The sequence below is a fragment of the Hymenobacter coccineus genome (assembly GCF_001816125.1).
GTDB lineage: Bacteria > Bacteroidota > Bacteroidia > Cytophagales > Hymenobacteraceae > Hymenobacter > Hymenobacter coccineus.
In genome coordinates this window covers 21,918-33,412 of sequence record NZ_MDZA01000334.1, presented here as the reverse complement: position 1 = coordinate 33,412, position 11,495 = coordinate 21,918, and the positions used below count along the sequence as shown (strand labels likewise).

At 62.5% G+C, this 11,495-nt stretch carries 11 protein-coding genes; 6 read left to right on the top strand and 5 right to left on the bottom strand.

Annotated features, from left to right (window positions below):
* Nucleotides 1-361: 361 nt before the first annotated feature.
* The 3 genes from BEN49_RS17080 to BEN49_RS17070 form a co-directional block, all read right to left on the bottom strand.
* Nucleotides 362-1,285 carry a DUF2279 domain-containing protein gene (locus BEN49_RS17080; protein ID WP_094123185.1) on the bottom strand — a complete coding sequence of 308 codons (924 nt, stop codon included), beginning with the start codon at nt 1,283-1,285 and terminating at the stop codon, nt 362-364.
* Nucleotides 1,286-1,776: 491 nt separating this feature from the next.
* Entirely contained in the window at nt 1,777-3,321 is a 1,545-nt protein-coding gene (locus tag BEN49_RS17075; protein ID WP_070745531.1) for a SulP family inorganic anion transporter, read from the bottom strand.
* Between the two features lie 1,026 nt (nt 3,322-4,347).
* Nucleotides 4,348-4,686: a tetratricopeptide repeat protein gene (locus tag BEN49_RS17070; protein ID WP_070745529.1), complete on the bottom strand. Its 339-nt coding sequence runs from the start codon at nt 4,684-4,686 to the stop codon at nt 4,348-4,350.
* Between the two features lie 167 nt (nt 4,687-4,853).
* Here BEN49_RS17070 and BEN49_RS17065 point away from each other — a divergent pair, with 167 nt between their 5' ends.
* The 4 genes from BEN49_RS17065 to BEN49_RS17050 all read left to right on the top strand — a co-directional run bounded on the left by BEN49_RS17065 (nt 4,854) and on the right by BEN49_RS17050 (nt 8,121).
* Nucleotides 4,854-5,594 carry an electron transfer flavoprotein subunit beta/FixA family protein gene (locus BEN49_RS17065; protein WP_070745527.1) on the top strand — a complete coding sequence of 247 codons (741 nt, stop codon included), beginning with the start codon at nt 4,854-4,856 and terminating at the stop codon, nt 5,592-5,594.
* Nucleotides 5,595-5,719: 125 nt separating this feature from the next.
* A complete protein-coding gene (locus BEN49_RS17060) occupies nt 5,720-6,697 on the top strand; it encodes an electron transfer flavoprotein subunit alpha/FixB family protein (protein ID WP_070745525.1) in 978 nt (325 codons plus the stop codon).
* A 187-nt stretch (nt 6,698-6,884) separates the two neighbouring features.
* On the top strand, nt 6,885-7,508 hold the full coding sequence (locus BEN49_RS17055) for a bifunctional nuclease family protein (protein ID WP_070745523.1): 624 nt from the start codon (nt 6,885-6,887) through the stop codon (nt 7,506-7,508).
* Between the two features lie 76 nt (nt 7,509-7,584).
* Nucleotides 7,585-8,121, top strand: a complete 537-nt coding sequence (locus BEN49_RS17050; protein WP_070745521.1) for a YfiT family bacillithiol transferase — start codon at nt 7,585-7,587, stop codon at nt 8,119-8,121.
* 114 nt (nt 8,122-8,235) lie between these two features.
* Here the strand turns inward: BEN49_RS17050 and BEN49_RS17045 are convergent, their stop codons facing one another.
* Both BEN49_RS17045 and BEN49_RS17040 read right to left on the bottom strand, forming a co-directional pair.
* Nucleotides 8,236-9,045, bottom strand: a complete 810-nt coding sequence (locus BEN49_RS17045) for an ABC transporter ATP-binding protein (RefSeq protein WP_070745520.1) — start codon at nt 9,043-9,045, stop codon at nt 8,236-8,238.
* 95 nt (nt 9,046-9,140) lie between these two features.
* On the bottom strand, nt 9,141-9,872 hold the full coding sequence (locus BEN49_RS17040) for an MlaE family ABC transporter permease (protein ID WP_070745518.1): 732 nt from the start codon (nt 9,870-9,872) through the stop codon (nt 9,141-9,143).
* A gap of 90 nt (nt 9,873-9,962) precedes the next feature.
* On the opposite strand from BEN49_RS17040, the gene BEN49_RS17035 reads away from it, so the two are divergent.
* On the top strand, nt 9,963-10,685 hold the full coding sequence (locus tag BEN49_RS17035; protein ID WP_070745516.1) for an SDR family oxidoreductase: 723 nt from the start codon (nt 9,963-9,965) through the stop codon (nt 10,683-10,685).
* A 99-nt stretch (nt 10,686-10,784) separates the two neighbouring features.
* Complete coding sequence (locus BEN49_RS17030; RefSeq protein ID WP_070745514.1) at nt 10,785-11,483, top strand: SDR family oxidoreductase; 699 nt, start codon at nt 10,785-10,787, stop codon at nt 11,481-11,483.
* Nucleotides 11,484-11,495 lie beyond the last annotated feature (12 nt).

Sequence of the window (11,495 nt, the reverse complement as noted above, 5' to 3'; positions counted from 1 at the left end):
CCCCGGGGGAGCCGGGGACGGGGGGCCCCCCACGCGGGGGGGCGGCCGCCGGGGGGCGCATCTTGGGCCTGGGCCGGCAGCACCGCGCCTAGTTCAAAACACCCTACCCAGCCAACCAACAAGAAAAATGAGCGCAGCATACAACGTCAAATAGTACTATTAATCCTCGCTTGAATCGAATCGCACAACACGGGATGGTAAAGGTCCGGCCGGTGCAATGATTGCAAGATGAAGGTTTAGAGTGTTCTTGATGAAGTTTAACAGAAAACATTACCCAGATATTACATAAATTATTGATTAACAATATTTTAATTAATCAGTAGCTTTACATAATGCTCATCTGCAGATTGGATGAAGTGGCTCAGTCGGCGGCCGGCAGCAGCGGGTGGAAGCGCACGCCGTCGCGCGGGTTGAATTCGAGGGCCGGGGCCGGTAGCTTTATAAATTGCGTAGCCCCCAGCAGCATCCGGCCGGTGGAGCCCGCCGGCACCAGCCGGGCGAAGTCGGCATCGGGCGAGAGGTAGAACTGGCGCACGCGCCGGAACTGCACCGGCCGGCCATCGGCGCCGTACAGCGGCGGGTTGGCGTGGCCGCCGGTGAGGCCACTGCCGCTGTAGCCCAGGTCCAGGTTCAGCCAGCGCGGGAAGGAGGGCCCCACGGGCAGCACCGCCGCCACGTTTACCGAGAGCCAGTACTGCTGGCCGTTGTAGTCCTTCAGCATTTGGGCCCCGCGGGTGCGGCCCAGCAGCTCGGGCCGGTACTTGGGGTAGAGGCTGCTGCTGAAGCCGTAGCGTAGGCTGGCCTTTTGCTGCCCAAAGCCGTACTGCTGGCCCATGAACAGCGCAATGCCGGCCGCGTTGGCCGCCATGTCGCCCTTCGAGAAGCCCCAGCCCTGCGAGTAGCCGTCGAACACCTCGATGGTGCTTTGGTAGAGCAACGCGATGAGGCCCCCGGTGATGACGGCCGTGCGGTCGGGCACGCCGCTCCAGCGAAACAGCTCGTACTCGCCCCGGCTGATGGCGTAGGCCGTAGTGGCGTGGCCCACCTTGTCCATTTGCAGCCACTCGCCGTTGTCGTCGAAGGCGTGGAACGGCACGCGCTTGGTGTACCAGGTTTTGCCCAGCAAATACGAAGTGAGGGCGTACACCACGGCCGTGCCCACCACCACGCCCACCAGCCGCCCGGTGTGCACGCCGCTGGCCGCCAGCGGGTCGGGCGGCGGCGGCACGGGGTTGGGCGGCAGGCCCTGGGCCGCGGCTGGGGCCCCATCTTCACGGTGGCCCACAGGGCGCAGGCGAGTAGGCGCAGGGTACGGGGAAGGACAGGCACGGGCAGCAGCAAAAGGACCCGCGCCGGGCCCCGGACCGGCCGCCGAAACTACGGCCCCGGCGCGGTTTGGCCACCGCGCCGGGGCCCCAAGCGCAAAAAAGTGCTGACTCGAGGGCCTAGCCCCGGGCCCAGCCGCAGCCCGCCGGCCGCGGCCGAGGTTCGAAAAAAACGTGCGGTAAATCGCATAAAAAACGCGCCGGCCCAACGGCAGGCCAGCAACGAAGAAGGGGTAAGGGGCCCCGGGCAACGCTGCCCCGAAGACTTACACAAAACTCCTACGGCCGGATTAGACTGGTATTAGAGGCGCATTAGAAACGGATTAGAATTCATCTTTTCTACAAAAAAAGAGGGCCCCGGGGCCCTCTTTTTTCAATGTACGGCATTAAGCCATCTTTTTAGCGCCGCGTTATGGGCGGGAGTGTAGGTATGCTGCCCGCCGGAGCGGCGCTAGTACATCACGTTGGCGCCGGCCACGGTGTAGAGCGGGTCTTCCTCGATGTTGACGTCGATGAGGGGCCCGGCCTGGCCCAGCAAGCGTTGCGAATCGGGGCTGAGGTGGCGCAGGCGCACGGTTTTGCCCAGGCGTTGGTAGCGCTCGGTGAGCTTGTGCAGCGCGTCAATGGCCGACATATCAGCCACGCGGCTTTCCCGGAAGTCGATGACGATTTCGGCCGGGTCGCCGGCCACGTCGAACTTCTCGCCAAACGCCTGCGCCGAGCCGAAGAACAGGGGCCCAAAGATTTCGTAGTGCCGCACGCCGGCCGCGTCCACGTGCTTGCGGGCCCGGATGCGCTTGGCGTTCTCCCAAGCAAAGGCCAGGGCCGACACCACCACGCCCAGCAGCACGGCCAGCGCCAGGTTCTGCGACACAGCCGTGACGACGGTGACGAGCAGCATCACCAGCACGTCGGTGCGGGGCATGCGGCGCAAAATGCGCAGGCTGGCCCACTCAAAAGTGCCGATGACGACCATGAACATCACGCCTACCAGCGCCGCCAGCGGCAGCCGCTCGATCAGCCCCGCGCCCGCCACCACGAACAGCGCCAGGGCCCCCGCCGCCACCACGCCCGAGAGCCGCCCGCGCCCGCGCGATTCGAGGTTCACCATCGTTTGGCCAATCATGGCGCAGCCGCCCATGCCGCCGGTCAGGCCCGAGGCCACGTTGGCTAGGCCCTGGGCCACGCAGTCCTGGTTGCCGCGGCCGCGGGTGTCGGTCATCTCGTCCACCACCGTCAGCGTCAGCAGGCTTTCGGTGAGGCCCACCAGCGCCATAATGAAGGCGTAGGGCCCCACCAGCGCCAGCGTGGCCCACGTGAAGGGCACCTGCGGCACATGAAATGTGGGCAGTCCGCCCGCAATGGATGCAATGTCGCCCACCGATTTGGTGTGCAGCCCGCCCAAAATTACGAGCGCCGACACCGCCACAATGGCCACCAGCGAGGCCGGTACGGCCTTCGTCAGCCGGGGCAGGAAGTACACAATGGCCATGGTAAGGGCCACCAGGCCCGCCATCAGCAGCAGCGGGGCCCCCACCAGCCAATGCTCGGCGCCGGCCGCGTCGCGCACCTTAAACTGCTCGAGCTGCGCCAGGAAGATGATGACGGCCAGGCCGTTGACAAAGCCGTACACCACCGGCTGCGGCACCAGCCGGATGAACTTGCCCAGCCGCAGCAGCCCGATGCCGATTTGGATGAGGCCCATCAGCACCACGGCCACAAACAGGTGCTCGATGCCGTGCTGCGCCACCAGGGCCACAATAACGACGGCCACCGAGCCGGCCGCGCCCGAAATCATGCCCGGCCGGCCACCGAAAATACTGGTGATTAAGCAGATAACGAAGGCCGAGCCAATGCCCACCAGCGGGCTAATGTGGGCCAGCAGCGCAAAGGCCACCACCTCGGGCACTAAGGCCAGGGCCGTAGTCAGGCCGGCCAGTACTTCATTTTTAATGTTGCGTTTATACTGGGAGAAATACGAAAGTTGGAACTGCATATAAAGGGTAAAAAACGGGCATAAGAAAAGCCGCACGCTCCCGGCAGGAAGCGGCGGCCGAAGGGTTCCAAGCCAGTTTTCAGGGCGGCGTGAGCCGAAAAATCAGCGAAAGCGCAAAGGACATACGCAAAGAAATAAGGGTAAAAAAGCATTATTCGGCCTGGGGCCCCAAGCCGGGCAATGCCGCGGCCTTAATGGCGGCCTAAAATGGCAGTTGGGTAGCCCGCTCGCCGCAGCGCGACCAAATCCAGCCAAATGCGAGGCGGCGAGAACGTAACCCGCCAGCCGCGGTAGCGGGGCGTAGTGCCTGCCGGGGAGCTAGGCGCTGGGGTCGTGCTGGCATTGGGGAGGCGCTGCCATGGAAACATGGTGCGGAAATGCCAGGAGCGAGAAATATGCATGCCAAGAGAATAAAGCGTTGGAAAAAAGCAGTTGCCTGGATAGGAGGCGTCGCTTGTTTGCGTACTGCATCTGGGCCTTGCGCGGGCTTCCGGGGCGGGAAGCGCAGCGGGGCCCCAGGGCAGGTGGGAATTCTCTGGAAGGCGAGGACAGCGGCCGTCAGGCCAAGAGTAGGGGCAACTTAAAGCGGAAAAACAGGCAGTCGGCAGTAGTGAAACGCACCACTGATTTTGCACCGTTAGCGCGATTCGCGTCGGGGTAGAACGTGCTAAATGTAAGCAAAGGTTGTCCAGAAGTGGCTAATTGAACCCTGCTCCACGATTTTTCATTCCCGCTAATTGCATTTTAAATGGGCTATAGTGCTCGTTGCCAAGCTAAGCAGGTCCTTGCACCCGGGCCCCGGCCACCGTGCCCTGGCCGGTGGGGCCCGGGGGCAATACCAAGGTGCCGCCGTGCAACTCCACAGTGCGGCGGGCCAGTGGCCGCCCTGGCCCACCACGCCCAGCGCGTCGGCGGCCCGAAAGAACGGTTGAGACACGTTGGCTGAAGCAGCTCCTTCGCTAACTAATTCCTGATTACTGATGCAGTAGAGATGTTACTGCTGCGCTCAGCCTGACGGGCAGAAGATTAATCGTCCTCGTAGTCCAGGCCCAGGCAGCTGTTCAGGGCCTGTTGCAGCTCGCTGGCGGCGTGCAGCTGGCCGGCCTTGCGGCTCACCACCAGACCCTTGCGGTACACCTGCTCGGCCTCATCTTTGCGGCCGAAGCCTTCGAGCAGCTTGCCGGCGTGGTAGTAGGTGCCCACGTAGTCGGGGTGCTCGGCCAAGAGTTTCTGGTAGTATTCCCAGGCCACCAGGGGCTCGGCGGCGCGATACTCGGTGGCCAGGGCGTAGACGGTGAACGGGTCGGCGGGGTCGTCGGCGTAAAAGGCTAACAGTTGTTCTAAACGGGAGGGGGCGGCGCTCATTGGAGTGGGAGATTTGGCTATCTTTGGGCCGGCAAAAGTGCGGCTTTTACGCCGTATATTAATGATAATACGCGCCGGGCCCCCGCGGATGAACCTCCGGGGCATACGACCGGTTGTTATGCATGCCGCCTATTTGTACGCTCTCCGCTCACTCAAATTCCGCCTAGATGAAGTTTCTGGTTTGCATTTCCAACGTGCCCGACACGACCACCAAAATTAGCTTTACGCCCGATAATAAGGAGTTTAACAAAGCTGGGGTGCAGTTCGTCATCAACCCCTGGGACGAATACGCCCTCACCCGGGCCATCGAGCTGAAGGAGGCCAACGCCGGCAGCACTGTGACGGTGCTGAACGTGGGCGAGGCCGATACCGAGCCCAACATCCGCAAGGCCCTAGCCATCGGGGCCGACGATGCCATTCGGGTGAACGCTGCCCCGCAGGACGCTTTTTTCGTGGCCGAACAGATTGCGGCCGTGGCCAAAGACGGCGGCTACGACGTGATTCTGATGGGCAAGGAAAGCATTGATTACAACGGCTTCCAAGTGCACGGCATGGTGGGCGAGCTGCTTGGCATCCCCACGGTGGCCCCGGCCATGAAGCTCGACATGGCCGGCACCACCGCCACGCTGGAGCGCGAAATTGAGGGCGGTAAGGAGATTGTGGAAGTCAGCACGCCCTTCGTGGCCTCGTGCCAGCAGCCCATGTGCGAGCCCCGCATCCCCAACATGCGCGGCATCATGACGGCCCGCACCAAGCCCCTGAAGGTGGTGCCCCCCGTGGGCGACCCCGCCCGCACCCAGGTGGCCGAGTTTGCGCTGCCCCCCAAGAAGCAGGGCGTCAAGCTCATCGACGCCGCCAATGCCGGCGAGCTCATCAAGCTGCTGCGCAACGAAGCCAAGGTTATCTAATTCTATTTGTCATGCTGACGAAGGAAGCATCTTATCACGGCTGCTTTCGTCGCAATCACTAATTCTAACGGCGTCAGCGTGATAAGGTCCTTCGCTGCGCTCAGGATGACAAAAAAGCAAAAATCATGTCCGTTCTAGTTGTAGTTGAATGCGCCGAGGGCGAAGTGAAAAAGTCGTCGCTCGAAGTGGCTACCTATGGGGCCCAGGTGGCCGCTATGCTGGGCACCACGGCCACGGCCATCGCCGTGGGCGAGGCCACGGAAGCCAACCTGGCCAAGCTTGGTGAGCAGGGCATCGCGAAGGTGCTCTACGACGCCGAGCCCCGCCTAAAAGATTTTGTGAACAACGCCTACACCAAGCTCATCGCCACGGCGGCCGAGCAGGAGGGGGCCCAGGTGCTGGTGCTGGCCAATTCCAACATCGGGGCCTCGGTGGGCTCGCGCCTGTCGGTGCGCCTCAAGGCTAGCCTGGCTACCAACGTGGTGGAGCTGCCCAAAACCGACGGCGGCCAGTTCGTGGTGAAGCGCGGCGCGTTTTCGGGCAAGGCGTTTTCGGACGTGGTGCTCAGCGGCGAGCGCAAGATCATCGCCGTGAAAAAGAACAGCCTGGAGGCCCGGCACGAGGCCGGCAAAACCGCCGAGGTGGTGGCTTTCGCCGCCCAGCTCGCCGACGCCGACTTTGCCGACGCGCCCAAGCAAGTGGTGATGCAGGAACAAACCGGCGGTGTGCTGCTGCCCGAGGCCGAGCTCGTGGTATCGGGGGGGCGCGGCATGAAGGGCCCCGAGAACTGGCACCTCATCGAGGAGCTGGCCCAGGCCCTGCACGCCGGCACAGCCTGCTCGAAGCCGGTGAGCGACGTGGATTGGCGCCCCCACCACGAGCACGTGGGCCAAACGGGCATCACCATTTCGCCTAACTTGTACATTGCCTGCGGCATTTCGGGCGCCATCCAGCACCTGGCCGGCGTGAACAGCTCGAAGGTCATCGTGGTCATCAACAAAGACCCCGAGGCGCCGTTCTTTAAAGCGGCCGACTACGGCATAGTGGGCGACGTGTTCGACGTGTTGCCCAAGCTGACGGCCGCCGTAAAAGAATTGAACTAGCCCCGCGGGGCCGGCACGAACCTGGGGCCCCGGAACATAATCCGCCCCAGGTTCTTTTTTTGGCCTGTCGAGTTTTTGTTACGGGCCGTTCTTCTTTATTTGCCGTAACGTTCACCCATTCATCTTACCTTCTAAGGCCCCCGCTCGCCCGGGGCCCCAACCGCAGGTTAGCGGTAGCCAACTTCCCTTGAAAAAAATCCAGCTTGAAATTTTAGGCCTTTCCTCCAGCCAGTCGCAGTCGGGCTCTTTTGCCCTGATTTTGGGCGAGAAGCACGGCAACCGCCGCCTGCCCATCATCATCGGCATGTTTGAGGCCCAGAGCATCGCCATCCAGATTGAGAAAATCAGCCCCACCCGGCCGCTGACGCACGATTTGTTCAAAGCCTTTGCCGAACACGTGCACGTGGCCATCATTGAGGTGGTGATTTCCGACCTCAAGGAGGGTGTGTTCTACTCGCGCATCGTGTGCTCGGACGGCGCCACCACGTTCGAAATCGACGCCCGTCCCTCCGACGCCATTGCCATCGGCCTGCGCTTCGACGTGCCCATCTTCACGGTGGAAAGCGTGCTGAGCGAAGCCGGCATTATCCTGTCCGACCTCGACGAGGGCGGTGAGGAAGATGACGACGAGGACGATGACGACGACACCGACGGCGAAAAGGAAGCCCCCAAGGCCCCGCGCCCCACCGAGCCCAGCGGCCAGGTGCCGGTTGAAGAGCTCAGCAAGATGCTGAGCCTGGCCCTCGAAAAAGAAGACTACGAGAAAGCCGCCAAAATCCGCGACGAGCTCAATAAGCGCAACGGCCAGTAGGGCCCCGCTGCCAGTACCAAAAGCGCCTTTCCTGCCCGGGGAGGCGCTTTTTTTAATTCATTCATTACCCTTTCCGATGAACCCTGCCGACGAAACCCTGCGCTACCCCATTGGCCGGCCCACGCTGCCCACCGCCCCGCTGGGGGCCCCGGGCCGCGCGTCCTATTTGCAGCAGCTGGCCGACCTGCCCGCCCAGCTCGTGGCCACGGCCCAGGCTATGGGCGGCGTGCGCCTGGAGCAGCCCTACCGCCCCGGCGGCTGGAGCGGCCGCCAGCTCATCCACCACCTGGCCGACTCGCACATGAACTGCTACTTCCGCTACCGCCTGGCCCTGACGGAGGATAACCCCACCGTGCGGCCCTACGACGAGAAGGCTTGGGCCGAACTGCCCGACGTGGCCGCCACGCCCATCACCACGTCGCTGGCGCTGCTGGGGGCCCTGCACGAGCGCTGGCTGGTGCTGCTCCACCACCTCAGCGAGGCGCAGTGGCAGCGCACCTTTTACCACCCCGGCTCAGAAACTACGATTACCCTGGAGCAGGCGCTGGTGCAATATGCCTGGCACGGGCAGCACCACCTGGCTCACCTGAAGCTGCTGCTGCCCAAGGCATAGGGGCCCCAGCCCCAAAGCAAAAGCCCCGGCTGCGAATGCAGCCGAGGCTTTTGCTTCAAGGTTTCACTGCAAAAAAATCAGCGAAATCACAGCTAATCACCGTTAATCAGTGATCTAGATATTAGCACCTTCGGGGCTCTCGTCGGTAATAGTGGCCAGGCCACCCTCGTCGTCCACCTTTTTGGCAGCGCGCACCAAGCTGCTGCTGAAGATAAACTCCTTTAGCTCGGGCACTTCCACGTTCAGAATTTCGTCCTTGGTACCGTCCCACAGCTTTTCGCCCTTGTGGAGAAAAATGATGTGCTCCCCGATTTCAATCACCGAGTTCATGTCGTGGGTCACGATGACGGTGGTGATGTCGTACTCGTGGGTGATTTCGTGGATCAGGTTGTCAATCTTGATGCTCGTGGCCGGGTCGAGGCCCGAGTTTGGTTCATCGCAAAACAGGTAGGTACACTGCGGCGAAATGGCCCGGGCAATGCCCACGCGCTTCTTCATGCCGCCCGAAATTTCGGCCGGCATCTTGGTGCCCGCATTTTCGAGGCCCACGCGCTTGAGGCAAAACTCTACCCGGTCGCGGCGCTCCTCAGCCGACATTTCAGGCGTAAGCATTTGCAGCGGGAAGGCCACGTTCTCGGCCACCGTCATGGAGTCGAACAGCGCCGAGCCCTGGAACAGCATGCCAATTTTGCGGCGGATTTCCTGGCGGATGGCCACCTTATTGTTCGTGTACACGGTGCCGTCGAAGGTGATGGACCCGATGTCGGGCTTCATCAAACCCACAATGCACTGCAAGAGTACGCTTTTGCCAGTGCCCGAGCCGCCGAGCAGCAAGTTACACTTGCCCGTTTCGAAGGTGCAGTTGACACCGCGCAGCACGGGGTTGCCGTCGAAGGATTTCTGGACGTTAGATACTTCAATCATATTCAGTGAGTGAATGATTGAATGGGCGAATGAGTGAATGAGCGGGGGCCCTAAAGCAGGCACTTCGCTCATTCACTCATTCGCCCATTCGCTCCTTACAAAAGAACGGCGGCCAACACGAAGTCGGCGATGAGGATGGCGATGATGGAATTGGTAACGGCGCCGGTGCTGGCCGCCCCAACTTCCAGGGCCCCACCCGTGGTATTAAACCCTTTGAAGGAGGATATGCCCGAGATTAAGAAGGCAAAAACCACCGATTTAATGAGCGCAAACACGATGTTGTAAGGCACAAAATCCTCGCGGATGCCTTCAATAAAATCCTGGGGAGCCAGCGCGCCGGTGAGTGTGCCCGCCAAATAGCCGCCCAGAATGGAGAGCACCATGGCCAGCACGACCAGCAGCGGGAACATGAGGATGGAGGCCAGCATGCGCGGAAACACCAGGTACGAAGCCGAGTTGATGCCCATTACCTCCAATGCCGACACCTGCTCGGTGATGCGCATGGTGCCCAGGCCCCCAGCGATGCTGCTGCCCACCTTGCCCGCCAGCACGATACAGGTAATGGTGGGGGCGAGTTCCAGAATCGTCATCTCGCGCACCATGAAGCCGATGGTGGCCTTGGGAATGAGCGGGTTGGTGAGGTTGTAGGCAATCTGCACGCAGGTTACCGCCCCGATAAAGGCCGATACGATAGCAACGATAAATACCGAATCGACGCCGATGAGCATGGCTTCATCGACGGTACGGGCCCAAAGTACGGCCACCCGTTCGCGGCGGCTGAGCATACCTTGCAGGAAAAGGACAAACTTGCCAAAAGTTGTAAACATAAAATCAGGTGCGAAGCGGTAAGGTAAAGGGATAACAACCGGGCGCGCGAAATGCTGCCGAGCAGCTTACGTAAAAACTAAGAAAACGAAGTGGAAGCAAATCAAAATTTAGTCGTCGTCACCGGTGGTACCAAAGGTATCGGGCGGGCCGTAGTGTTGCGCTTTGCCCGGGCCGGCTACGCGGTGGCCACCTGCGCCCGCGCCGCCGACGAGCTGGCCGTGCTGGCCGCCACCGTGGCGCACCACGTGCCCGGGGCCGTGCTGCACACCCTCCCCGCCGACCTGGCCAAGCCGGCCGGCTGCGCACGCTTCGCCGATTTTGTGCTGGCCCAGCCAGGCACGCTGGCCGCCGTGGTGCACAACGCCGGGGCCTTTTTGCCTGGCCGCCTGCAAGACGAGCCCGGCGACGGCTCGCAGCTGCGCCAGCTGCTGGCCGTGAACCTGCTCAGCGCCTACGACCTCACGCGGGCGCTGCTGCCCACGCTGCTGCGGCAGGGCAGTGGGCACATCTTCACGCTTTGCTCCACGGCCAGCATCACGGCCTACGCCACGGGCGGCTCCTACGGCATTGCCAAGCACGCCCTCTACGGCTTCACCCGCAACCTGCGCGAAGAGCTTAGGGAACAAGGAATTCGCGTGACGGCCGTGCTGCCCGGGGCCACCCTCACCGCCAGTTGGGAAGGCGTGGACCTGCCCGCCGAGCGCTTCATCCGTGCCGACGACGTGGCCGAGGCCATCTTCGGGGCCTTCAGCCTCTCGCCCCAAGCCGTGGTCGAGGAGCTGCTCATCCGGCCCCAGCTGGGCGACATTTAACCGGGGCCCCGGGGCCCGGCGGCACCGGAGGCTGTTACTTTGCACCTTGGCTCCGCCCGCGTTACGGTGGGGCCCCCGCATTATTTTTAGAAGTACTCCATGGATTTAACCGGCAAAATCGCCATCGTCACGGGCCCCGCCAAGGGCATTGGCCGCGCCACCGCCGAGGCGCTGCTGCAAAAAGGAGCTCTGGTGGCCGGCTGGGGCCGCACCGCGCCCGAGGGCTTGGACCACGAGCGGTTCCAGTTCTTCGAGTGCGACGTGCGCGACGAGCACGACGTGGCCGAAGCCTTCACCAACACCCAGCGCGAGCTGGGTCCCGAAATCCACGTGCTGGTGAACAACGCTGGCGTGGGCGTGATGGGCGACGTGGATGGCTTCGACAGCGCCGACTGGCAGTTGATGTTCGAAACGAACGTGAACGGGCCGTTTTTCTGCACCCGCGCCGTGCTGCCGCAGCTGAAAAAACAGCAGGCTGGCCATATTATCAACGTGGCCTCGCTGGCTGGCACAGTGGGCAGCGAGGGCATGGCGGGCTACTGCGCCACCAAGTTTGCGCTGCGCGGCTTTTCCGAGGCGCTGTTTAAGGAGCTTCGGCCCGACGGCATCCGCGTCACCTGCATCATGCCCGGCTCGGTCGAAACCAACTTCAACGGCGGCCAGCCCGGGGCCCAACCCAACCCCCACAAGATGCAGCCCGAAGACATTGCCGCCGCCATTGTGCACGCCCTAGAAGCCTCCGCGGCCACGATGGTATCGGAAATTCAGCTGCGGCCGGCGCAGGTGAAGAAAAAGTAGGGCCCCCGCTAG

Bases quoted from the DNA above. Each gene is read 5' to 3' on its own strand.
- BEN49_RS17040 (WP_070745518.1), bottom strand. From the start codon at position 9,872: ATGTTTACAACTTTTGGCAAGTTTGTCCTTTTCCTGCAAGGTATGCTC.
- BEN49_RS17050 (WP_070745521.1), top strand. From the start codon at position 7,585: ATGAACCCTGCCGACGAAACCCTGCGCTACCCCATTGGCCGGCCCACG.
- BEN49_RS17065 (WP_070745527.1), top strand. From the start codon at position 4,854: ATGAAGTTTCTGGTTTGCATTTCCAACGTGCCCGACACGACCACCAAA.
- BEN49_RS17060 (WP_070745525.1), top strand. From the start codon at position 5,720: ATGTCCGTTCTAGTTGTAGTTGAATGCGCCGAGGGCGAAGTGAAAAAG.
- BEN49_RS17075 (WP_070745531.1), bottom strand. From the start codon at position 3,321: ATGCAGTTCCAACTTTCGTATTTCTCCCAGTATAAACGCAACATTAAA.
- BEN49_RS17045 (WP_070745520.1), bottom strand. From the start codon at position 9,045: ATGATTGAAGTATCTAACGTCCAGAAATCCTTCGACGGCAACCCCGTG.
- BEN49_RS17030 (WP_070745514.1), top strand. From the start codon at position 10,785: ATGGATTTAACCGGCAAAATCGCCATCGTCACGGGCCCCGCCAAGGGC.
- BEN49_RS17070 (WP_070745529.1), bottom strand. From the start codon at position 4,686: ATGAGCGCCGCCCCCTCCCGTTTAGAACAACTGTTAGCCTTTTACGCC.